Genomic DNA, 22,652 nt, shown 5'->3' on the forward strand with positions numbered 1-22,652 from the left:
GGTCAGCAGATGTATGCCCGTATTCATGGGTTGAACACGGGGTAGGAGGAATTGCAAAACGGGGCTGAAAACAAAAGTTTCTGATTGAATGTCTACCTCACCGCGCCTTCGACGTAGCGCTGTCGCACAGCAAACACGGGACTGTGGGAGGCGGCTTGCCGGCGATGAACGATGACGCGATTTTCCTGACCTGCCGCGTCGACTGCATCGCCGGCAAGCCGCCTCCCACAAAAGCGTGTCCATTAAGCAGATTACGCGTTGTTCGATAAGAGGGGGCGGCGTGCTGCGCAAAGGTGTGCAATCTGTCGAAAACAGGCCAGGCGGGGCGTGTATTGAACCGGGCGGGTTCGTTAACTAAAACCCGGCCCGGGAAAACATACGTTGGCGACGATTTATTACGCGTCCCTGACCTGCCCTTCCAGCTCGGCCTTGAGTCCTGGATCAAGCTTCAACGCGCGAGCCAGTTCATCCAGATAAGCACGCTCCATGAAGTGTTCCTGATCCACCAGCATCACACTGGCGATGTACATTTCTGCCGCCATTTCAGGCGTGGTGGCTGCCCGCGCGACTTCGGCCGGGTCCAATGGCTTGTTCAACTCGGCATGCAGCCAGCTTTGCAAGGTCTGATCGGTGCTCAGCTTGCTGAATTCGCCTTCGATCAGCTCGCGTTCACGCTCGTCCACATGGCCATCGGCCTTGGCAGCCGCCACCAGCGCCCGCAGGATCGCCTGGCTGTGCAACTCGGCTTCCGAGTCCGGCAGGCGGTCGATGGTCTGCGGCTCACGCTGACCGGTCACGCCCTGACTGGCCTGCCAGTTGTTGTAGGCCTTGTAGGCCAGCACACCCAACGCCGCCAGACCGCCGTATTTCAGCGCCTTGCCGCCCATGCCTCGAGAGCCTTTGCCCCTGAGCAGGCTCATCGCACCCGCCGCCAGCGCGCCACCTCCCGCACCGGACAACAGGCCGCCGAGACCGCCCTGGCTGCTCTGGCCGCCGCTTTTATTACCGCCGAGAAGGCTGCCCAGTCCGTCCATCAATGAATCACTCCCTGAAGACGGCTTGCCGGACCTGGGCTTGCCGTTGACCTTGTCCTGCAACATGTTCTGACCAGACTTGAGCAACTGATCGAGTAAGCCACGCGTATTCACAGGGAACCTCCACAGGATTGTCAGATGAATCATTGACCAGCAGGTTAAACAGAAGTGACAAAACGCCAGAAACAGGTGTGCTTCCAGATGTTGCGGCTGGCCGCAGACCGGGCTCCGTTCAGACCGTGCCCAGTCTGCATCAGAAAAGACGCACCCCTGGAAATCGAAATGGTCGATTCATGTGGGCGTCGAAAAAGAGGACAATGCGAGCCACTTACCTGGATCGGACGTCGATGCAATCGACGCTCATCACTCCTCCATTACTGTCCAGCCGTCCATCGGGAGCTTGCTGAAGTGATATCACGAGTAGGCTTCCCTGCAGGCAGCAGCGAAGCAGCCGAGACAATCAGGACCAAAGACTGGAACCACACCTCGCTTGGTCCAGTGGACCAATGGCCTGTGGCGTTGAAGAATGCCCTCAACCTGATCCTCAACAGCCCCGAATCCATGTATCTGCTGTGGGGGCCCGAGCTGATTTTCTTCCACAACGATGCTTATGCGCCGATTCTCGGACCTCGCAAAGAGTGGGCCATCGGTGCTCTGATGCATGAGTTGTGGGCTGATGTCTGGGATCAGGTGCTTCCATTGGTCGAGGAAGCGTTGAACGGCCAGGCAGGCCGATGGCAGGACATGCCTTTGACCATGGCGCGCTTCGGTGAAATCGAGCAGACCTGGTGGTCGTTCTCCTTCTCGCCATTGATTGATGAACACGGCACCACCGTCGGCATGTTTTGCGCCACCAACGAAACCACCCAGCACGTGCTGGATCAACGAGCGCTTCAGGCCAGCGAAAGCAAACGCCGCGAGCTGATCGAAGAGTTGATCGAACACGAAAAGCAGCAGACCGCCAAGCTGGAACAGCGAACGCTGGAGCTGGACACGTTCTGGAAGATCTCACCCGATCCGCTGGCGATGCTCGACTTCAACGGTATTTTCCTGAGGGTCAACCCGGCCTGGGACGCCCTGCTCGGCCGCACAGAGCGTGAAATGATCGGCACCTCGATCCTGGACTTGCTTCACCCGGACGATGTCGCAAGCACACAAAAGGCTCTGACGCACACCATCAGCCATGTCCTGCCCTTGTTCGAAAACCGTTACAAACATGTCGACGGCACGTATCACTGGTTCGGCTGGACGGCCGCGCCGGGCAACGGCGTCATCTTCGCGCTGGGCAAGCACCTGACCAATGAGAAGCAGCGCATCGAAGCACTGCGCATTACTGAAGAAGCACTGCGTCAGTCACAGAAGATGGAAGCGGTCGGACAGCTCACCGGTGGCCTCGCGCATGACTTCAACAACCTGCTGATGGGCGTCACCGGCAACATGGAGTTGCTTCAATCGAGGGTGAAGCAAGGGCGTTTCGCAGAACTGGACCGTTACATTGGCTCGGCACTGGAAGGCTCAAGGCGTGCGGCCTCGCTGACGCATCGATTGCTGGCCTTTTCGCGACGACAGACGCTCGCCCCCAAGGCAACCGATGTCGACCAGTTGATCGCAGGTATGGATGAACTCATCAGACGTACCGTGGGGCCTGCCATCGACATGCAAGTGCGCCCCACACAGGGGTTGTGGTCGACCATGGTGGACCCGCACCAACTGGAAAACTCACTGCTGAACCTGTGCATCAATGCCAAGGACGCCATGCCGGACGGTGGCCAGTTGCTGATCGAGACCGGCAATCGCTATCTGGACAGCCCGACGGCAGCGAAACATGAGCTGACGGCGGGTCGCTATGTGGAACTGACGGTCAGCGACACGGGCACAGGAATGACCAAGGAAGTGATGGGACGGGCATTCGATCCGTTTTTCACCACCAAACCCATCGGTATGGGTACAGGCCTGGGACTGTCGATGATTTACGGCTTTGCCCGGCAATCCGGCGGAGGTGTCAGCATTTTTTCGGAGACAGGGGAAGGCGCGAAGCTCAGTATTCTCCTGCCGATGTTCGAAGGTCAGGCCGAACCCGTCCTGCATGACTGCGCTATACCGGTGCCTTCGCAGAACGCTGGCGGCGAAACCGTGATGGTTGTCGATGACGAGCCAACGGTACGTCTTTTGATCACCGAAGTGCTTGAGGATCTGGGGTATCTGGTGCTGCAGGCCGACCGAGGCTCTGCTGCGCTGGAAATCCTGCAATCGAAGGCGGCAATTGATCTGCTCGTGACCGATGTCGGCCTGCCCGGCGGCATGAACGGCCGTCAGGTTGCAGACGCGGCCAGAGCGGTGCGCCCCGATCTGAAAATCCTCTTCGTGACCGGTTACGCGGAAAACGCCGCGCTCGCACACGACACGCTGGAGCCCGGCATGTACGTGCTGCCCAAGCCTTTCTCCATCGCAGCACTGACCGGACGGGTGACCGAATTGCTGGACAGCGCGAATGAGCGGTTGTAGCGCTGTCGCTTAGAAGACTCAGGCCCGCGGGAGGCGCCACCACGTCTTCGACGTAGCGCTGTTGCGCAGCAAACTCCGGGCCGTGGGAGGCGGCTTGCCACCTCTCCCTAGCCTCACGATAAAGCCATCTGCCGAGCTGTCAGTCCCGCAGATCAGACTCGTGAATCGGCTGGTCGCGATGTGTCGCGCGCTGGTATTGCGCGGGCCAGGTGGCCAGTCGTCCGCCGAGATCGTCATCGGCATGCAGCGGCCAGTACGGATCACGCAGCAGCTCCCTGGCGAGCAGGATGATGTCGGCCTGACCGGTACGCAGGATGTGCTCTGCCTGTGCAGGATCGGTGATCATGCCGACTGTGCCGGTCGCGATGCCGGATTCCTTGCGCACGCGTTCAGCGAAGCGGGTCTGGTAGCCAGGACCGACCGGGATTTCCGCCTTGGCTGCGGTGCCGCCCGAGGACACGTCGATAAGGTCTGCACCCAGCGCCTTGAGGCGGCGTGCCAGTTCCACGGTCTCGTCAGGATTCCAGCCATCCTCTACCCAGTCGGTCGCCGATACGCGCACGAACAGCGGCAGTTCTTCCGGCCAGATCGCGCGGACCGCCTCGGTCACTTGCAGGGTCAGACGAATACGGTTTTCGAAAGAGCCACCGTATTCATCCGTGCGCTGATTGCTCAGCGGCGACAGGAACTGATGCAACAGGTAACCATGCGCCGCGTGGATTTCGACGACTTTGAAACCTGCCGTCAACGAACGGCGGGCCGCGTCCACGAATGCCTTGATCACTTCCTGAATCTGGATGTCGCTCAATTTCACCGGAGCGGTATGTTGCGGGTCGAAGGCAATCGCCGACGGGCCAACTGGGGTCCAGCCGCCTTCACTCTCGGGAATGCTGCCGTGTTTACCCAACCACGGACGCCAAGTGCTCGCCTTGCGTCCGGCATGTGCCAACTGGACACCTGCAACGGCGCCCTGCGCAGTGATGAAACGCGTGATGCGCTGCAACGGCTCAATCTGCTCGTCGTTCCACAGGCCAAGGTCTTCCGGGGTAATGCGACCATCCGGCGTCACCGCCATGGCTTCAGTGATAACGAGCCCCGCGCCACCGACGGCACGGCTGCCCAGGTGCACCAGATGCCAGTCATTGGCCAGACCATCGACACTTGAATACTGGCACATGGGCGACACAGCAATACGATTACGCAGCGTCAATTGGCGCAGGGTATAGGGCTCAAGCAGCAGGCTCATGGCAACCTCTCATAGTGAAAATTCGGGTGTCCCGGCTCGTGTTCAGCGAGCAGCTTTCAGAATACAGAGCCTAGTCGACAACCCATGAGCCTGAGGGGTTCCTGCTTATTCTCAGCGTGGCGCGATGTGCACCACCATCAGTTGCACGGTTTCGTTGCCACGGAACTCGTTCAGATCAAGCTTGTAAGCCAGCTCGACCCAGCGGATGTTCGGGTTGGGCCAGATGTCGCGATCCACACTGAACGCAATACCGTCCAGCTTGACGCTGCCGCACTCGGTCTTGAGCACCATCTTCAAATGCCGCTCACCGACCACGCGTTGCTCCACCAGCTGGAATACGCCATGAAACAGCGGCTCAGGGAAATGCTGTCCCCAGGGCCCTGCATTACGCAGCGCGCGGGCCAGTTCCAGATGAAACTCTTCGACTGCCAGCGAGCCGTCCGACAGCAAGCGTCCGGTCAGGTCCTGTTCATCAAGCTGACGCCGTACCTCCTGATCGAACGCCTCGGCGAACGCCGGAAAGTGCTCTTCGGGCAAGGACAGCCCCGCTGCCATGGCGTGCCCGCCGAACTTGCTGATCAGGTGCGGATGAGCCGCTGCCACTGCGTCCAGCGCGTCACGAATATGAAACCCCGGCACCGAGCGGGCCGAGCCCTTGAGCACGCCCTCCCCAGCGCTGGCAAACGCAATGGTCGGACGGTGATAACGCTCTTTCATGCGCGAGGCCAGAATGCCGATCACGCCCTGGTGCCAGTCAGACTCGAACAGGCACAAGCCGAACGGCATGGATTCGACCGGCAGGTCCTTGAGCTGGGCCAGTGCTTCACGCTGCATGCCCTGCTCGATGGATTTGCGGTCCTGATTCAGTTCATCCAGTTGCACGGCCATTTCACGCGCCAGCGTCGGGTCGTCACAGAGCAGGCACTCGATGCCCAGACTCATGTCATCCAGACGTCCCGCCGCGTTCAAACGCGGCCCGAGGATAAAACCCAGGTCGGTGGAAGTGATGCGCGACGGCTCGCGACGCGCCACTTCCAGAATCGCGCGCAAGCCAGGTCGTGCGCGACCGGCGCGTATGCGCATCAGACCCTGATGGACCAGAATGCGGTTGTTGGCGTCCAGCGGCACAACGTCCGCCACGCTGCCCAGCGCCACCAGATCCAGCAGTTCGCCCAGATTGGGCTGGGCGCGCTGATTGCGTTCGAACCAGCCGCTGTCACGCAGGCGCGCGCGCAACGCCATCAACACGTAAAAGATCACGCCGACGCCCGCCAGCGATTTGCTGGGGAACGTACAGCCGGGTTGATTGGGATTGACGATGGCATCGGCTGCCGGAAGCTCGTGACCCGGCAAGTGGTGATCGGTGACCAGCACCTGCAAACCGGCTGCCTTGGCCGCTGCCACGCCCTCGACGCTGGAAATGCCATTATCGACGGTGATCAGCAGTTGCGGCTTGCGCTGCAGCGCGACCTCGACGATTTCCGGCGTCAGGCCGTAGCCGTACTCGAAACGGTTCGGTACCAGATAGTCGACATGCTCGGCACCCAGCAGGCGCAGCCCCAGCACACCGACGGTACTGGCCGTTGCACCGTCGGCATCGAAGTCGCCGACGATCAGCATGCGCTGACGTTCATCCAGCGCGGTCACGAGCAAGTCGACGGCGGCATCGATGCCCTTGAGCTGTTGATACGGAATCAGTCGCGCCAGGCTCTTGTCCAGTTCGGCCTCACTCGCCACCCCCCTTGCCGCGTACAGGCGGGTGAGTAACGGAGGCAGATCGCCAAGGAAAGGCAGGGTGTCGGGCAACAGACGAGGTTCGATGCGCATGCGGGTCAGCTGATTCTCTTGATGTGTCGGTACAGGGTAAACAGTGCGGTATCAGCCGCGCTCGCCAGCGAGCCACTGCAGCTGGACTTCGTGCTGGCCACGGTCATCAGTAACGAACACAGTGCCTTCACTGATCATCACATCCCACTTGATGACACGTGGCATGTCTTTGGCCAGCACTTCGAGGACTTCCTGCGGAACGGCAGCGATATTCACGTTCTTCAGGTTTTTGATCGCCGGAATGACCTTGCCTTCCCAGACCCGCAGACTGCCGTAAGCCAGCAGACTGGTGCGCTCGGTACGACGCGAACACCAGGTCAGGCGGTCGGCATCGGGCTGGCCGACTTCGATCCAGTGCAGAACACGGTCATCCAGGCTTTTTTCCCACAGCGCCGGTTCGTCTACATCAGACAGACCGCGACCGAAGGCAAGCTGCTCGTTGTACCAGAAGGCATAGGCCAGCAGGCGCACGGTCATGCGCTCTTCGGTTTCCGAGGGGTGACGTGCGATGGTCTGCTTGACGCTTTCGTAAACACCCCGGTCGAGGTCGGTCAGGTTCAGTTCGAATTTGTAGGTCGTGGACGGCTGGGCCATGAACGGGCTTCTAGAGTCTGGAGGAAAGACGACAAGTCTAACCGATGCAGGGCTCCGCAAACGAATCGGTGCGTGGATCGGCTTGCCGGACAGCGAAAATCAGATAGCCTCATAAACGCAGAACCACCGTGATATGTGACGCCAGCGGCGCGGCGCGACTCAAAAGCCTGTTACTTGACACACTTGGCCTATGACATTTTCGAGGATGAGACAGACGAATGATTCTTCGTGCCTCGTACTGCGTAATGATTCGCCTGATGTTGGCGCTGTTGTGGCTAGCCGTGCCCGCGACGAGCCAGGCGCGGGAAACATTGACCTGGCTGTTGCGCGACCTGCCGCCCTCGACGATCTTTTCGGGGACCATGCAGGGCCAGGGCGCCATCGATCAACTCATGCCCCTGCTGACCGCCGGGATGCCCGAATACGATCACGTGGTGATGCACGTCAATAGGGCCAGAGCCATACAAACGCTCAACGACGGCACGAGCCTGAGCTGCGACCCGACCATGCTATGGACGCCCGAGCGCGCCAGAACCATTGTGTTCTCCATTCCGGTATTCGTTCTGTACAGCAGCGGACTTGTCGTGTTCAAGGACGACATGGCGAAGATCGAGCCCTTTGTCTCGCAAGGCAAAGTCGACCTCGACGCTCTGATGGCCAGTAATACCGTCAAGCTCGGCGCAGTTGCCGAACGCAGTTACGGAGGCGTCATCGACAAGACGCTCCAGGACAGCCATGAACAGACACTGAGCCTGCACTATGGCAGCGACGCGGTCGGGAGCCTGTTGCAAATGGTGCAGGCCGGACGCTTGCAGGGTCTGCTCGGTTTCTGGTTCGAAGCGCGCTATCAGGCGCTGCAACAGGGGATCAGTCCACAAGCGTTGATCTTCCTGCCCATCGTTGAAAATCCCGTGTACCAGTTGGCCTACATCGGTTGCAGCAATACACCCGAGGGCAGGCAGGCAATGCAACTGATCAATCGGGAAATGCGCACCCTGCGCGAAAGCAGCCTGATGGGGCTTTATGCACAATGGCTGGCCCCGGAACAGCGTGGCGATTATCTGCGCGACGTGAAGGCCATCTTCGACAAACACTGATCCGCAGAAAAGACAAACCCCGGGCAGAGTCACACTGCACGGGGTAATCGGATGCTTCGTCAGACGCTGATCAAGGGAGCGGCGGGCGTCCCTTGGTCTTCATTGCCATCAGGCGAATGTCGGAGCACCAACAAAGGCACGGCTCATCGCTGCGTTGCGCATGGCAGCAATGACACAGGGCTCGATCCTGCCTTCGGCAACCATCAAATCCCGATGAAGCCCGTCGACCACATCCGTCAGTTGACGTTTGTCACCCAATTGATCGGCAGTGAACATACGCTCGATCACACGGGCACCGGATGCATCTCTCAACGTCACAAGACGTTCGCCACGTGCGCCGGCCGGGCCGATGCTGGCCTTGTAGGGAGCCAGCGCTTCGCTTAGCAGTAAGCTGATATTTTCCATATGAACCACCACTCAACTGTTTGAATGCAAAGGTGCTAACCAATGACCGTCGGCGACGGCAGAAAGTTCTTTTCTGCGTTGCACTGCCGGCGACGTTCTCTGAATTCGAGCATGCCTGCTGAATGTGACAGGGAAAAAACCGGGGTTCGACAGGCCTCCCTCGACGTCTACCGGGTGGCTGTCGCCTGCTTACAATACAAATTGTTATTCGCTCTGTAGGAATTTTCAGCAAAGATAAGCGCCATCGCCTACAAACCAGCTCTCTCTGGCGCACCTTTGATAAACAACCGACTCAGATGAAATACCATTAGCCCCCCTCTGACGGAGCCGTGCCTTGAGCGCATCCACCGGTCACCCTTTGCGTATCATCCTGGCTGATGACCACCCCATTTTTCTGATCGGACTACGCGTCGTGCTTGAGCAAAACAACGCCGCAGCGGTGGTTGCGCAGGCGAGCAATCCCGACGAACTGCTGGCGGCGCTCAACGAACATGACTGTGATGTGCTGGTCACGGATTTCATGATGCCGGTCGAGCAGCAGAACGACGGTCTGCGGCTCCTGCAACGCATTCGGCGGGACTTTCCGGCGCTGCCTGTGGTGGTGGTGACAACCCTGAGCAACGCCGGACTGTTTCAGGCAATGCTGGATCTCAACGTTCAGGGCCTGTTGAGCAAAGCCAGCGTCGCCGGAGAGCTGCCCGTCGCCATCGAAAGCGTCCGCCGCGGACGGGTCTTTCTGGCCGATTCGGTGCGCAGGGTGCTGCAGGACGCTCAGCAGTTGGGGCCTGATTCACCGCTGGCGCTCGACCAGTTGTCGCCCAGAGAACTGGAAGTACTGCGCCTGCTGTCGGCCGGCCATGCGGTGGGCCGGATCGCGACTCAGCTCAACCGCAGCAAGCAGACCGTCAGCGCTCAGAAAGTAAGCGCCATGCGCAAGCTGGGTGTGGCGAATGACGCAGCGTTGTTCATGTATCTGCAGGAACATGGTCTGTCGTAAGTGCCGCGGCATGTACGTGGGAAACCGCGCTGCGTTCGAACAGCCATCGTGCCAGATCCACCGGGGCCATCGGCCGGGCAATGAAATAGCCCTGAATGGCCGGTGTGCCGAGCGCCAACACGCTGTGAAAATCATCCAGGGTTTCGACGCCCTCCACCACCACGTTCATGGACAAGCGCTGAGCCATGACCATCGCACCGGCAACGACGGCAGCCTTGCGAACATCATCCCCTATGCCTCGAACGAAATCGGTGGGAATCTTCAACTCGCTGAAAGGTAACTGCAGCAGGCGATCAATGTTCGAGGCCCCCATACCGAAGTCGTCGATCGACAATTTACAGCCCTGCATGCAAAGCCTTAACAGCTCTTCCAATTGCCAGTTCTGTGGCTGCTGCGCGTCCTGCTCAAGGATTTCCAGCGTCAGCACACTGGCTGGCAACTCATGACGCGCAAGCGCCTGCATGATCTGTTCAGCGAAATCCATCTGCTGGAGTATCTGCGGTGCAATATTCACCGATACCGGTAGCGCCCGCCCCCGCTCACGGTTCATCTGCGCCGAAAACGCCAGCGCCTGATCCAGCACGCGCCAGGTCAACGGCTCGATCAGTCCTTCGGCCTCGATGACCTCCATGAACTGGCCCGGTGTCAGCAGGCCGTACACCGGGTGCTGCCAGCGCACCAGCGCCTCGGCACCCAGAACATCACCGTCGAGACTGACCTTTGGCTGAAAGTGAGCGACCCATTGCGTGGCGCACGCTGCAGGCTCCATGGCGTCGCCGAACAACTGCAGAGCATTCAGCGCGCAGGGCGCTTGCCGCTTGGGAGCTGATTCTTCGACCTTGAGCGCAGGTGGCTGATAAGCCTTGAACAACTCGCTCAAGGCTGCGGCGGATGCAGGTTTGGACAGGCAACCCAGCACTTCCAGGCCCTGAGCAACGGCAAGACGGGCTACGCCTTCAAGTATCGAGGTGGCCGTACTGCTCAGGATGATCAGGGCATTGGCCATGTTTTCGGCAGCCAGATAACGAATCAGCTCCAGGCCATCCGGACCTTCCATCTGCAAGTCACAGATGGCGATATCGACAGGGCCACGGCTGTTCAGGGATTCACGGGCCGCTTCGACACTTTCAGCGGTTCGCACATCGAAAATCTGATTGGCGTTGAGCATCTGGTGCAACGCCATCAATTGAAAGGGGTGGTCTTCGAGAACCAGAACCTTGAGTGAACACACAATCATGCCTATCGGGGAAAAAGCCATCAGGCCCAGAGAGGCCGTACTCTAGAGGCTCGAGAAAGCGATCCCCATAGGACAAGTCTTAAAACGCTACACCCGGTCCCGGTGCGCAGTGTGTTCATCCAGGCTGAGGCGATATTTCGGGCAGCTCCACCAGATGCACTTCGATGTCCATGCGCAGACTGCCGATGGCCATCTCCAGTGCCGGCCAGCGTTCAAGCGTATCGGTGTCGGCCTCGCGCCGGGTGGCGTCATCCAGCGCCATGCATGCCCTGGCCAACGGCATGGCATCGATCAGGCTGGCGGCGCCCTTGAGGCGGTGCAGCGATGCTCCAAGTGTCGGCCAGTCCCGCGAATGCACGGCGGCTTCCAGCGCCGAGTGTTCATGCAGAAGGTTTTTCCAGAGTTCGGCCAGCAGACGCTGCATCTGTTGTTGATTGGCCTGGGTCATGCGCTGCAAGGTCTGAAGATCGAAGGTCGGCTCTCGGACCAGCTCTGCCAGTTCATGGGCCAGACGCTCCAGCGACAGGGGCTTTATCAGCAGGCCGTCCATGCCCGACGCTTCACAGCGCAGGTTTTCATCGCTCAGTGCATTGGCCGTGCAACCGATGACGGGGCATCGCTGGCGCCTCTCCTGCGCCTCGATACGCCTGATGGCTTCTGTCAGGGCATAGCCACTGATGCCTGGCATGTTGCAATCGGTGATAACGGCATCGAATTCGCCTTCACGCCAAACGTTCAGCGCAGTTTCGCCGCCGTCGACAGGCACCACCTGATGGCCGAGAAACTCGAGCTGACGGGTCAGCACCATACGATTGGCGGACAGATCATCGACCACCAGCAAATGCAGACTGCGCTGGTCTGCAGGCGTCGCGACGGATTCTCCATCCGGTGCGACGGCGTGCTGAACTCTGGCGAACGAGACGTCGATGGCAATCCGCGTCCCGTTACCCGGTTCACTGTGCAGGCTGATATCACCGCCCATCAGTTCCACCAGTTGGCGGGAGATACTCAGCCCGAGCCCGGTACCGCCGAAACGGGCGGCCGTGTCGTCGCTGGCCTGAATGAAAGGCTGAAATACCTGTTGCTGACGCTCCGGCTCGATACCAGGGCCGCTGTCCTCCACACCGATACGGATACGCGACTCCGTGGCGCCGTCAGCGGGCTGTGCCTCAAGTGTCTGTACAGTAATCACCACGGCGCCCTGGCCGGTGAACTTCAACGCATTACCCACCAGATTGTGCAGGACCTGACGCAGCCTCAACGGGTCCAGCCAGTAATCGCCTTTCACTCGCTCGTCGAGTTCAAGACGAAGCGCCAGCCCTTTCGCCTCGGCCTGAGCGGCGAACAGATGAACAACGCCCTCGAAGAAAGTCTGCAAGGAGGTGACTTCAAGGGACAACTTCATGCCCCCGGCTTCGATGCGGGCCAGATCCAGACTGTCGCCCACCAGCGCCACAAGCTCCTGAGCCGAGCGATGCGCCACCCGAATGGCCTGGGAAGGCTGATGCCCGAGACGCAGCGCCTGCGCGCACTCAAGCTCCAGCAGACCTATGATTGCGCCCATCGGGGTGCGAATTTCATGACTCATGGTAGCCAGAAATGCGCTTTTGGCCGCGTTCGCCTGATCCGCCTGGCGCAGCGCTTCTTCCAGCTGCTGCTCCAGCCGCTTGCGCTCGGTTATATCGATCCAGCCACCCAGCAACCCCTGTAACTGGCCGTCCGCGCCGAAGAAAGGCACCGTCCATTGCCAGGCATCCACACGCTTGCCGTAAAGCTCCATGGTGCGATCGGCAAAAATCGGCTGATGATCCTCCAGCAGTTTCACGTAATCGGCGTGCATCTGCTCGGCCACCGAGCGAGGTATCAGATCGACATCGGTCAGTCGTCGGCCATTCAGTTGCTCGAAACTGACGCCGAAGCTTTCTTCGTAACTCCGGTTACAGGAAATCAGCCGACCCTTGAGGTCGCGCACATAGATCGGGTTGGGAATGCCATCGAGCAATGCGCGCTTAAAGGCCAACTGGTCACTCAATTGCCTTTCCACCCGCAGACGCTGACGAATCTGCGCCTTCAGCCTGCTGCTCCAAAGCAGCGATACCAGACCGGTCAACAGCGCCAGGATCACCGCCCATATGACCCATTGCGGTATGCGGTTCCAGAGCGAAGGCTGGGGTAAGGTCGAGCCCAGCCACTTCACTCTGATGGAGCGCAGTTCGGCGACTGGGAACTCTTCCAGCGCCTTGTTGAGAATGCCCAGCAACTCGGGTTGCGACTTGACCACTGAAAACCGGTCCGGCGACCATTTTCCGTCAACGCTGCGGGCGACCTTCAGCTCGCCGGACGGAAACAGATAGGCGCCTGCCTCGTTCTGAATGGTTGCATCGGCAACACCGCTTTCCACCATCGACCGCGCCTGATCATAGGTGTTGGCAAGCTTTAGCTGAATCTGTGGATACTCGCGCCGTATCTGGTCTTCAAGGGCATGCCGGGCGGGCAAGGCAAGTACCCGCCCTTCCAGGCTTGCCAGCGAGACATTGGAAGAACTGTCGGAGCGCACGACGAAAACCCAGCTGTTGCCGCCGAAGGAATAGGTGAAATCCAGAAACCGCCGACGCTCCGGGTTTTCCGCAAGCGTGGTGTTCATGTCGGCCATGCCGGTGCGCAAGGCGTCTATGCTCTGCTGCGTGGAAGGCACTTCGCGGTGAATGAACTGCAGACCGGTCATGCGTGATATGCGCGCCAGTACATCGATATTGAGCCCCACCCACTGTCCATTCCGGTCCTTGTAGATATAGGGCGGGTGTTGGGTGGTGGATACCGTGACGCTGGGATGCTTGACGATCCAGCGCCGCTCTGCACCCGTCAGACTGATGCGTTGCCCTGCCAGATCTGCGCCCAGCCCCACCGTCCAGCGTCCGGTGACTTCGCGACAGACAGCGGGATCGATGCTGGCCAGCGCACGGTCGATCAGGCCCAACAATCGTTGTTCCTGTGCACGCACCGCGAATGCGAACCCCACCGGTGGCAGCACGCTTTCAAACTTGATTTGCAAGCCCAGATAGGGCCGTAGCGCGATGTACGAGCGAACGATGACCTCATTACCGATGAAGACGTCTGCCTCGCCCTGGCTCAAGGCCTCGAGCGCACTGTAGAGGTTGGGAGCGATGATGATCTCGCTCTGTGGATAGGCGCGGTGCACGACATCCGAATCTGCATAGCCGTCGAGCAAAACCACTTTCTTGCCCGCAAGACTGAGCGAAGGACTAAGGTCGTTGCCCCGCCCGACCACGATTGAGCGATCCGGCATGTATTCGGTGGAAAACGCCAGCCCCTTCACACCCCGTTCGAACCCATTGGCGCTGGTCAGTATGTCGATGCTGCCATTGCGCAGTGCGTCGATGGCTTCCTCGCGCTGGGCGAATCCGGTGACTTGCATGGATATGTTGAGCTGATCGCCGACCAGCCCCAGGTAGTCGGCACTGATGCCCTGATAGCGATTGCGGTCACTGGTGATATCGATGGGTTCGTAGTCGGCAATGGCGATACCGACGCGAAGCACCTTGCGCTGATCCAGCCACTGCCGGTCAGAGACTTCCAGCGGCAGGTCGGGAGAAGCCAGAAAGGGGGCTGTCAGGGTAAACGGCAGACTCTGTGCAGCGACCGCCGCCCGAGCAAAAACAAGAATCAGCAGAAAAGCCATCGCGTGCCAGATGCGATCAACCGTTACCTTGCCTGTCCCCCTGACAACACCTTGCATACTTGCTTGCTTCACAACGACCGACTCATCTGTATGAACTGAAAACCCCCGGAAGTTTGGCACGTAGAAACGAGAAGGCCCGCTGGTGGGCGGGCCTAAAGTTGTTACACAACGATTCCGTCAGAGCGGTTTTCCGCGGTTGCCATGCTGGCTGACGAAAGCCTGTATGGCTTTCAGGTCATTGGGCAGAACCGTGCAGCGTTCGTCACGCTCGAAAAGATCAGACATATGTGCAGGTAGCTCAAGTGCTTTTCCTACGCCCGCCTTCTCGACTGCCTCGGGGAACTTGACCGGATGCGCCGTGCCCAGGATCACCATCGGCGTGTCCAGGCTGCGGCGGCATTCGCGTGCCGCCCTGACACCGATTGCAGTATGCGGGTCCAGCAGTTCACCGGTCTTTGCAAACACATCGGCGATGGTTTCGCAGGTCTCTTCGTCACTGACCGCCAGAGAATCGAACAGCTTGCGGGTCTCGGTCCAGCGCTCTTCTTCGACGCTGAAACCGCCACCCTGCCTGAAGTTGCTCATCAGCTCGGCAATGGCCAGGCCGTTGCGACCGTGCATGTCGAAGAGCAGGCGTTCGAAGTTGGACGACACCATGATGTCCATCGACGGCGACAGCGTGGCGTGCAGGGTTTCCTTGACGTACTGGTTGCCGCTCATGAAGCGGTGCAGGATGTCGTTGCGGTTGGTGGCCACGATCAGTTGATTGATCGGCAGGCCCATGTTGCGGGCCAGGTAACCGGCGAAGATGTCGCCGAAGTTGCCGGTCGGTACCGAGAACGACACCGAGCGCGCAGGGCCGCCCAATTGCAGCGAGGCGTGGAAGTAGTAGACGATCTGGGCCATGATCCGCGCCCAGTTGATCGAGTTGACCGCGACCAGACGAGTACCTTTCAGGAAGCTCTGATCGGCGAAGCTGGCCTTGACCATCTCCTGGCAGTCGTCAAAGTTGCCTTCCACGGCGATGTTGTGGATGTTGTCACCGAAGATGGTGGTCATCTGGCGACGCTGAACATCCGACACGCGATTGTTCGGGTGCAGGATGAAGATATCGACGTTGTCACAGCGACGGCAGCCTTCAATGGCAGCCGAGCCGGTATCACCGGACGTGGCCCCCATGATGACGACGCGCTCGCCACGCTTGGCCAGCACGTAATCCAGCAGACGACCGAGCAGTTGCAGGGCGAAATCCTTGAACGCCAGCGTCGGGCCGTGGAACAGCTCCAGAACCCATTCGTTACCGTTCAACTGACGCAACGGTGCAATGGCGCTGTGGGAGAACACGCCGTAGGTTTCTTCGAGAATCTGCTTGAAGTCCGCGTCCGGAATGCTGCCGGTCACGAACGGACGCATCACCCGGAAAGCCAGTTCGTGGTAAGGCAGACCTGCCCAGGAAGCGATCTCTTCCTGGGTGAAGCGCGGCAGGTTTTCCGGCACATACAGGCCGCCATCGGTGGCCAGTCCGGCCAGCAGCACATCTTCGAAATTCAGCGCAGGCGCTTGGCCGCGAGTACTGATATAGCGCATGGGATCAAACCTTTGGTCTGAGCGTCGAGCCCGCAGGCTCGCCGCCTTGATTAATTCAGATGTTCAACACGGATGCGAACCACCGGGCCGACTACGTCCTGAAGGGCTTCCAGCGCTTCAATGGCGTCGTTGATACGCTGCTCGATCACTCGATGCGTCAGCAAAATCATCGGTACCAGACCGTCATGCTCTTCGACTTCCTTCTGCATGATCGACTCTATATTGATGCCGCGCTCGGACAGGATGCTCGCCACCTGAGCCAAGACGCCCGGATGATCCTTGGCCTGGATACGCAGGTAATAGGCGCTTTCACAGGCTTCGATCGGCAGGATCGGATGAGCCGACAGCGAATCGGGCTGGAAGGCCAGATGCGGTACGCGGTTCTCTGGATCGGAGGTCATGGCGCGCACGACATCCACCAGGTCGGCGATGACCGAGGAAGCGGTCGGCTCCATGCCTGCACCGGCACCGTAGAACAGCGTCGAACCGGATGCGTCACCGTTGACCATTACAGCATTCATCACACCGTTGACGTTGGCGATCAGACGGTCGGCGGGGATCAGGGTCGGATGCACGCGCAACTCGATGCCTTGCGCAGTGCTGCGCGCCACCCCCAGATGCTTGATGCGATAGCCCAGCGCTTCGGCGTAATTCACGTCAGCAGTGGTCAGCTTGGTGATGCCTTCGGTGTAAGCCTTGTCGAACTGCAACGGAATACCGAATGCAATGGATGCCAGGATGGTCAGCTTGTGAGCGGCGTCGATGCCCTCGACGTCGAACGTAGGGTCCGCTTCGGCATAGCCCAGCGCCTGCGCTTCAGCCAGCACGTCCGGGAAGGTGCGGCCCTTCTCGCGCATTTCGGTCAGGATGAAGTTGCCGGTACCGTTAATGATGCCGGCCACCCAGTTGATACGGTTTGCCGAGAGGCCTTCACGAATTGCCTTGATGACCGGGATGCCACCAGCGACCGCCGCTTCGAACGCAACGATGACGCCCTTCTCGCGAGCCTTGGCGAAGATTTCGTTGCCATGAACGGCAATCAGCGCCTTGTTGGCGGTGACCACGTGCTTGCCGTTTTCGATGGCCTTGAGCACCAGCTCGCGGGCGACCGTGTAGCCACCGATCAGCTCGATGATGATGTCGATTTCAGGGTTGCTGGCCACTGCGAACACATCGCTGGTGGTAGGCGTACCGGTAATCTGGCAGTTGGGGTTTGGCGTACGAACCGCAATTTGCGCAACTTCGATTCCACGCCCGGCGCGGCGGGCAATCTCCTCGGCGTTACGTTTGAGTACGTTGAAAGTACCGCCACCGACAGTACCCAGCCCACATATGCCTACTTTGACCGGTTTCACTGATGAACTCCCCGAAAAACAGCCGATCCTGAATCGGCTGTGAAAAACAGTCGCGTATCGCCACGCGACTACAATTTAGCGAGACGGCGGCAAGGCCGTTGTGTCACGACGCAGCGCCAGAACTGCGACAGGTATTACTTGGCACCCAGCGCCAGCTTGGCGACCTGGGCTGCAGGCTGATAGCCAGGGATGACCTGACCATCGGCCAGAACGATCGCCGGCGTGCCATTCACACCAATGGACTGGCCCAGTTCGTACTGTTTGGTGACCGGGTTGTCGCACTTGGCAGCCTTGATGTCCTTGCCGTCGACCATACGGTCCATGGCGCCCTTGCGGTCCTTGGAGCACCAGACGGCCTGCAACTGCTCGTCACCCGGAGAACCCAGCCCCTGACGCGGGAATGCGAGGTAGCGCACTTCGACGCCCATCTTGTTCAGCTCGCCGACTTCTTCATGAAGCTTGTGGCAATAAGGGCACGTGGTGTCGGTGAACACGGTGATGTGCGATTTGGTTTCACCCACGGCCGGGTAAACCACCATCTCGGCCGCCGGAATGGCATTGATGGTCTTGGAAATGGCCAGACGCTCGGTCTTCTCGGTCAGGTTGACCGGCTTGCCGTTCTGGACCTGAAACAGGTAACCCTGAACCACGAATTGCCCGTCGGCGCTGGCATACAGCACGCGGCCACCCTTGAGCTTGACCTCGTAAAGACCATTGAGCGGACTCGGTGCGATGCTTTCCACCGGAAGTTCCAGTTTGAGCGTATCGAGGGTCTTGCGAATGGCCTGCTCAGGAGCAGCATCGGCCAGGACAAACGTGCTGAACGTACCAGCCAGTGCAACAACGGCAGCAGCAAAAATCTGGGGCAAGCGCATGAAAACTCCTATCGACGGCGGACAGGACGACCACTGCGCAAACGTAGCAGGTCGGCCTGGTTCTGCGAAACCGGCAAAGCCTATCACATAAGGCCCGCGAGGCCGACTGGCTGTCATCAAAGCAGACAGTTTCCATGGCGACCTACCGATTTTTCCGGTCAAAGGATTGGAGAGCTTACCCTCGAAGAACACCTATCGTGGTTATGTTTACTCAGTAGACAGAGCCATCCGCTTTGTAACGTTCAAGTATTTTCAACTTCAGTACCGCGTCCTTACCATCACAATCCGTCATCCAGGCAAACCGCTCATCAGGCAAAGAACCTTTGGACGGAAACTCTTCCCGCTTGTAGGTTTGCATATTTTTATTGCTTCTCCACGACTTTAAATAAACACGCTGAATCTCTTTGCGTTCAATCGAAAAATCGCTCTTGTCTGCCATGACTATCGTGGCTAAATAAGCCAGCCCTCCATTCCTTGTTCTATGAACCCAACCACCCTCATTCACCGCCAGGTAAACGGGTCCGGCTTTCAAATCAGCCAAAGGTGAAGCATCCGTTTCGTTATAGTTAAGCAACTCGGGATCCCGATCCTCCCAAAGTGCTTTCTCATAAGCACTCTCTTCACTCACAGTTGGTACCTGAACACCACCGCCTGCGCTCGCAGAGCTTCCCGAACTTTCTTCGTTTTTACGAAATTCGTAATAGTCTCGATCAGACTCATCATGCTCAGGGACTGCCAGCCTACAAGACAAAATATAGGCGCCCTCACTATTAGGCTGAAAATGAACCTCAAGTGAATTGTCAAGCATCGAATTGGCACAAAGGTAATCGTGTGATTCAAGGCGGCGATTCTCTCCCTCTTGAACAATCTTGAAAAATCCTAATTGGGTTCCATCGACAAGCCCAAGACGAGCTAAAAACGAGCCTTCATAGTTTTGACTGGACATGACAATCTTCCTTGATAGCGGGCATCATCGCCCTGATCTTCAGAATAGTTGCCAAACAGTTGGATACCCCTTATGTCCAAAGATCGATTGAACATAACGAACTAGCCCTACAGCACACTAAATGCGGGCCAGACTTGGTTGCACGCCGACTACCCTCGCGGATGATGCCTTGCATGCAAATCCTGAAGCCTGGCACGTGCCACATGCGTATAGATTTGCGTCGTGGACAGGTCGCTGTGACCTAACAACATTTGCACAACGCGAAGATCGGCACCGTGGTTGAGCAGGTGCGTGGCAAACGCATGGCGCAGCGTATGCGGCGACAGGGATTTATCGATGCCCGCGACCATGGCCTGATGCTTGATCCGATGCCAGAAAGTCTGGCGGGTCATCTGTTCGCCACGCTGGCTGGGGAACAGCACATCACTGGGACGACCGTTCAACAGTTCGTCGCGGGCACCGCGCATGTACCGTTCGACCCAGACGATGGCTTCCTCACCCATCGGAACCAGACGCTCCTTGCTGCCCTTGCCCATCACCCGCAGCACGCCCTGACGCAGATTGACCTGCTCCAGCGTCAGACTGATCAGCTCGGTCACCCGCAGACCACAGGCATAAAGCACCTCCAGCATTGCCCGGTCCCGCTCGCCAATGGGCTCACTCAGGTCGGGCGCCGCCAGAAGCGCTTCGACGTCAGCTTCGGACAGCGACTTGGGCAGCGGCTTGCCCAGTTGCGGCATGTCGACCTGCAGGGTGGGATCGACAGCGATCAGCTTTTCGCGCAGCAGGTAACGATAGAAACCCCGGGCGCCAGACAGAAACCGCGCGGTCGAGCGCGGCTTGTAGGCTTGATCCACCCGCCAGGCCAGATGATCGAGAATGGCCTCGCGCCCGGCAGTGGCCAGATCCACGTTGCGTTCCTGCAGCCAGCCGTGAAACAGGGCCAGATCGCTGCGATAGGCGTCTCGGGTGTTGTCGGACAGGCCTTTCTCCAGCCAGAGGGCGTCGAGAAACTGGTCAATCAGCGGGTGGTCGATGGCAGGCATGGGTACTCGGGCTTATGCAGCAGGACGAAGATGCATCATTAAACACCAGACAATAAAAAAGCAGCCCGAAGGCTGCTTTTTTCATGCATCGAAAAACTGTATCAGGACAGTTTTTCCTTGATGCGAGCTGCTTTACCGGACAGGTCACGCAGGTAGTACAGTTTGGCCTTGCGAACGTCACCGCGACGTTTCACAGCCATGCTGTCGATTTGCGGGCTGTAGGTCTGGAAAGTACGCTCAACGCCAACACCGTTGGAGATTTTACGAACAGTGAAAGCACTGTTCACGCCACGGTTACGCTTGGCAATTACAACGCCTTCAAAGGCCTGCAGACGAGCGCGGTCGCCTTCCTTCACTTTCACCTGAACGACAACGGTGTCGCCCGGGGCAAAGGTAGGGATCTCTTTGGTCATCTGCTCTGCTTCGAGGGCAAGAATGATTTTGTTAGTCATGCTGGTGCTCCTAAGGTAATCCGTCTGGATCGACCATCGATACGTTAACTATCGTCCCGCTCGCGGATGTATTCCGCCAGCAGCTTCTTCTCTTCTCCAGAAAGCGAGCGGCTTTCCAGAAGATCAGCGCGTCGTTCATAGGTCCGCCCAAGGGACTGCTGTAAACGCCAACGCCGGATGTGCGCGTGATTGCCACTTAGCAACACGTCGGGAACACGCTGATCCGCATACACCTCAGGTCGGGTGTAATGCGGGCAATCCAGCAGACCGTCCGTGAAGGAATCTTCCTCCGCGGAGTCCACATGCCCTAAAGCTCCAGGCAGCAGCCGCGTAACCGCGTCAATCAGGACCATCGCCGGCAGCTCGCCACCGGAAAGAACATAGTCACCGATCGACCACTCTTCATCGACATGAGCCTCAATAAAGCGCTCGTCAATGCCTTCATAACGACCGGCGATGAGGATAATCGCGTCCTCCTGCGCCAGTTCGCGTACCGCAGACTGATCCAGCTTGCGGCCTTGTGGCGACAGGTAGATCACCTTCGCCGCATCCCCCGCCGCTTGCCTGGCCTGAACCAGAGCATCTTCAAGGGGCTTGATCTTCATCACCATGCCCGGACCACCGCCAAATGGGCGATCATCCACAGTGTGATGGCGATCAGTGGTGTAATCCCGCGGATTCCAACAGGTAAGCTGCAACAGCCCCTGTTTCACCGCACGGCCGGTAATGCCGTATTCGCTGATGGCGGAAAACATCTCGGGAAACAGACTGATGACTTCTATGCGTAGGCTAGCCATGGCACTCAGAAGTCCGCATCCCAATCCACCTTCATCTCGCCAGCACCCAGGTCGACTGCCAACACGCATTGCTCCGTATAGGGCAACAGGCGTTCACGATCATCCAGGCTGCCCGCGCAGGGCTTTACAACCATTACATCGTTCGAACCGGTTTCGAGCAGGTGATCGATTTTCCCGAGCAGTTGCCCGAGTTGGTCAATGACCTTGAGGCCTTCAAGCTGGTACCAGTAGTACTCGCCATCGTCCAGATCAGGGAACAGGTTACGCGGCACGCAGATTTCGTAACCGGAGAGAAGACGGGCTTCTTCACGATCATCGAGACCTTTGAGCTTTGCGACCAGAAACTTGCTCTGCAAGCGTCCGCTGACCAGCTCAACCTGCTTCTCAACGCTGCCTTCGCGCCGAAGCGTCCAGGTTTTGTAGTCCAACAGGTTTCCAATCGGATCAGTAAAGGAAAAAACCTTCACTTCGCCGCGAACGCCATGAACTGAGTAAATCTTGCCAATGACGATCAGATCGTCGGCAGGTGCAGGCGTCGCGTTCATAAGACTCAGGCCGCGGCCTTTGCCTTGTTGTGCTCTTTGAGCAGCTGTGCAACGCGCTCGGAAGTTTGTGCACCCACGCTCAACCAGTAGTTGACGCGTTCTTCGTTAACGGACAAACGGATTTCCTGACCACGGGCAACCGGGTTGAAGAAACCAACCTGTTCCTTGTGGGAACCGTCACGAGCGTTGCGGCTGTCGGTTACGGTCAAGTGGTAAAACGGGCGCTTTTTGGAGCCGCCAAGGGCAAGACGGATGGTTAGCATTGAACATCGTTCCTGTAGTCGGTGCTGCAAATCTAAGATGCACAGCGGGCATAGGTGCCCGAAAGGCCGCATATTCTAAGGAATATCCCGACTTTTGCAAATGTCTTTTTCCGGCGCCTATTGGCGTGCCGTCCAGATTTGCTG

Annotated in this window: 19 protein-coding genes; 3 read left to right on the forward strand and 16 right to left on the reverse strand. The window is 58.7% G+C overall.

Annotation, left to right across the window (positions count from 1 at the left end; genetic code table 11):
- Positions 1-395 precede the first annotated feature (395 nt).
- On the reverse strand, positions 396-1,148 hold the full coding sequence (locus tag QRN20_RS04845) for a tellurite resistance TerB family protein (RefSeq protein WP_029241795.1): 753 nt from the start codon (positions 1,146-1,148) through the stop codon (positions 396-398).
- Positions 1,149-1,442: 294 nt separating this feature from the next.
- Between QRN20_RS04845 and QRN20_RS04850 the strand changes: the two genes are divergently transcribed.
- Positions 1,443-3,539, forward strand: coding sequence for a hybrid sensor histidine kinase/response regulator (locus QRN20_RS04850; protein ID WP_285360016.1), 2,097 nt, complete (start codon positions 1,443-1,445; stop codon positions 3,537-3,539).
- A gap of 139 nt (positions 3,540-3,678) precedes the next feature.
- On the opposite strand, the gene QRN20_RS04855 is transcribed toward QRN20_RS04850, so the two are convergent.
- From QRN20_RS04855 to QRN20_RS04865, 3 genes are all read right to left on the reverse strand, one after another.
- The gene (locus tag QRN20_RS04855; RefSeq protein ID WP_004878898.1) at positions 3,679-4,785 is read right to left on the reverse strand and encodes an NADH:flavin oxidoreductase/NADH oxidase; all 1,107 of its coding nucleotides are present in this window, start codon (positions 4,783-4,785) and stop codon (positions 3,679-3,681) included.
- Between the two features lie 111 nt (positions 4,786-4,896).
- A complete protein-coding gene (recJ, locus tag QRN20_RS04860; RefSeq protein ID WP_029241792.1) occupies positions 4,897-6,612 on the reverse strand; it encodes a single-stranded-DNA-specific exonuclease RecJ in 1,716 nt (571 codons plus the stop codon).
- 51 nt (positions 6,613-6,663) lie between these two features.
- A complete protein-coding gene (locus tag QRN20_RS04865) occupies positions 6,664-7,206 on the reverse strand; it encodes a YaeQ family protein (protein ID WP_004878894.1) in 543 nt (180 codons plus the stop codon).
- Between the two features lie 257 nt (positions 7,207-7,463).
- Between QRN20_RS04865 and QRN20_RS04870 the strand changes: the two genes are divergently transcribed.
- Positions 7,464-8,303, forward strand: coding sequence for a TIGR02285 family protein (locus tag QRN20_RS04870; protein WP_163003913.1), 840 nt, complete (start codon positions 7,464-7,466; stop codon positions 8,301-8,303).
- 108 nt (positions 8,304-8,411) lie between these two features.
- On the opposite strand, the gene QRN20_RS04875 is transcribed toward QRN20_RS04870, so the two are convergent.
- A complete protein-coding gene (locus QRN20_RS04875) occupies positions 8,412-8,708 on the reverse strand; it encodes a DUF3509 domain-containing protein (RefSeq protein WP_058431956.1) in 297 nt (98 codons plus the stop codon).
- A 334-nt stretch (positions 8,709-9,042) separates the two neighbouring features.
- Between QRN20_RS04875 and QRN20_RS04880 the strand changes: the two genes are divergently transcribed.
- Entirely contained in the window at positions 9,043-9,705 is a 663-nt protein-coding gene (locus QRN20_RS04880) for a response regulator (RefSeq protein ID WP_285360017.1), read from the forward strand.
- Here QRN20_RS04880 and QRN20_RS04885 read toward each other — a convergent pair.
- The 11 genes from QRN20_RS04885 to rpsP form a co-directional block, all read right to left on the reverse strand.
- Positions 9,674-10,936 carry an EAL domain-containing response regulator gene (locus QRN20_RS04885; RefSeq protein ID WP_502942064.1) on the reverse strand — a complete coding sequence of 421 codons (1,263 nt, stop codon included), beginning with the start codon at positions 10,934-10,936 and terminating at the stop codon, positions 9,674-9,676. The two genes, QRN20_RS04880 and QRN20_RS04885, sit on opposite strands and share 32 nt — an antisense overlap.
- Positions 10,937-11,057: 121 nt before the next feature.
- Positions 11,058-14,642 carry an ATP-binding protein gene (locus QRN20_RS04890; protein ID WP_285360024.1) on the reverse strand — a complete coding sequence of 1,195 codons (3,585 nt, stop codon included), beginning with the start codon at positions 14,640-14,642 and terminating at the stop codon, positions 11,058-11,060.
- Positions 14,643-14,819: 177 nt separating this feature from the next.
- Complete coding sequence (gene thrC, locus QRN20_RS04895) at positions 14,820-16,229, reverse strand: threonine synthase (RefSeq protein ID WP_025995102.1); 1,410 nt, start codon at positions 16,227-16,229, stop codon at positions 14,820-14,822.
- Positions 16,230-16,279: 50 nt separating this feature from the next.
- On the reverse strand, positions 16,280-17,584 hold the full coding sequence (locus QRN20_RS04900; protein WP_004878879.1) for a homoserine dehydrogenase: 1,305 nt from the start codon (positions 17,582-17,584) through the stop codon (positions 16,280-16,282).
- Positions 17,585-17,718: 134 nt separating this feature from the next.
- Positions 17,719-18,459, reverse strand: a complete 741-nt coding sequence (gene dsbC / locus QRN20_RS04905) for a bifunctional protein-disulfide isomerase/oxidoreductase DsbC (protein WP_004878878.1) — start codon at positions 18,457-18,459, stop codon at positions 17,719-17,721.
- A gap of 211 nt (positions 18,460-18,670) precedes the next feature.
- The gene (locus QRN20_RS04910) at positions 18,671-19,405 is read right to left on the reverse strand and encodes a hypothetical protein (protein ID WP_063625691.1); all 735 of its coding nucleotides are present in this window, start codon (positions 19,403-19,405) and stop codon (positions 18,671-18,673) included.
- A gap of 149 nt (positions 19,406-19,554) precedes the next feature.
- On the reverse strand, positions 19,555-20,451 hold the full coding sequence (gene xerD / locus QRN20_RS04915; RefSeq protein WP_029241785.1) for a site-specific tyrosine recombinase XerD: 897 nt from the start codon (positions 20,449-20,451) through the stop codon (positions 19,555-19,557).
- Between the two features lie 101 nt (positions 20,452-20,552).
- The gene (gene rplS / locus QRN20_RS04920; protein WP_004878874.1) at positions 20,553-20,903 is read right to left on the reverse strand and encodes a 50S ribosomal protein L19; all 351 of its coding nucleotides are present in this window, start codon (positions 20,901-20,903) and stop codon (positions 20,553-20,555) included.
- A 44-nt stretch (positions 20,904-20,947) separates the two neighbouring features.
- Positions 20,948-21,700 (reverse strand): tRNA (guanosine(37)-N1)-methyltransferase TrmD, encoded by a 753-nt coding sequence (gene trmD / locus QRN20_RS04925; RefSeq protein ID WP_096766629.1) that lies wholly within the window; start codon positions 21,698-21,700, stop codon positions 20,948-20,950.
- A gap of 5 nt (positions 21,701-21,705) precedes the next feature.
- A complete protein-coding gene (rimM, locus tag QRN20_RS04930) occupies positions 21,706-22,245 on the reverse strand; it encodes a ribosome maturation factor RimM (RefSeq protein WP_004878870.1) in 540 nt (179 codons plus the stop codon).
- 5 nt (positions 22,246-22,250) lie between these two features.
- Positions 22,251-22,508, reverse strand: coding sequence for a 30S ribosomal protein S16 (gene rpsP / locus QRN20_RS04935; protein WP_024685933.1), 258 nt, complete (start codon positions 22,506-22,508; stop codon positions 22,251-22,253).
- Positions 22,509-22,652: the final 144 nt, after the last annotated feature.

It is taken from the genome of Pseudomonas sp. fls2-241-TYG-175 (assembly GCF_030209155.1).
In the GTDB taxonomy this organism is placed as follows: Bacteria; Pseudomonadota; Gammaproteobacteria; order Pseudomonadales; family Pseudomonadaceae; genus Aquipseudomonas; species Aquipseudomonas viridiflava.

What these genes read in the sequence shown, in the direction of transcription:
- QRN20_RS04855 (WP_004878898.1), bottom strand. Translation starts at nt 4,785, where the DNA reads ATGAGCCTGCTGCTTGAGCCCTATACCCTGCGCCAATTGACGCTGCGT.
- recJ (WP_029241792.1), bottom strand. Translation starts at nt 6,612, where the DNA reads ATGCGCATCGAACCTCGTCTGTTGCCCGACACCCTGCCTTTCCTTGGC.
- rpsP (WP_024685933.1), bottom strand. Translation starts at nt 22,508, where the DNA reads ATGCTAACCATCCGTCTTGCCCTTGGCGGCTCCAAAAAGCGCCCGTTT.
- QRN20_RS04910 (WP_063625691.1), bottom strand. Translation starts at nt 19,405, where the DNA reads ATGTCCAGTCAAAACTATGAAGGCTCGTTTTTAGCTCGTCTTGGGCTT.
- QRN20_RS04875 (WP_058431956.1), bottom strand. Translation starts at nt 8,708, where the DNA reads ATGGAAAATATCAGCTTACTGCTAAGCGAAGCGCTGGCTCCCTACAAG.
- trmD (WP_096766629.1), bottom strand. Translation starts at nt 21,700, where the DNA reads ATGGCTAGCCTACGCATAGAAGTCATCAGTCTGTTTCCCGAGATGTTT.
- dsbC (WP_004878878.1), bottom strand. Translation starts at nt 18,459, where the DNA reads ATGCGCTTGCCCCAGATTTTTGCTGCTGCCGTTGTTGCACTGGCTGGT.
- xerD (WP_029241785.1), bottom strand. Translation starts at nt 20,451, where the DNA reads ATGCCTGCCATCGACCACCCGCTGATTGACCAGTTTCTCGACGCCCTC.
- QRN20_RS04865 (WP_004878894.1), bottom strand. Translation starts at nt 7,206, where the DNA reads ATGGCCCAGCCGTCCACGACCTACAAATTCGAACTGAACCTGACCGAC.
- rplS (WP_004878874.1), bottom strand. Translation starts at nt 20,903, where the DNA reads ATGACTAACAAAATCATTCTTGCCCTCGAAGCAGAGCAGATGACCAAA.
- QRN20_RS04870 (WP_163003913.1), top strand. Translation starts at nt 7,464, where the DNA reads ATGTTGGCGCTGTTGTGGCTAGCCGTGCCCGCGACGAGCCAGGCGCGG.
- QRN20_RS04890 (WP_285360024.1), bottom strand. Translation starts at nt 14,642, where the DNA reads ATGGCTTTTCTGCTGATTCTTGTTTTTGCTCGGGCGGCGGTCGCTGCA.
- thrC (WP_025995102.1), bottom strand. Translation starts at nt 16,229, where the DNA reads ATGCGCTATATCAGTACTCGCGGCCAAGCGCCTGCGCTGAATTTCGAA.
- rimM (WP_004878870.1), bottom strand. Translation starts at nt 22,245, where the DNA reads ATGAACGCGACGCCTGCACCTGCCGACGATCTGATCGTCATTGGCAAG.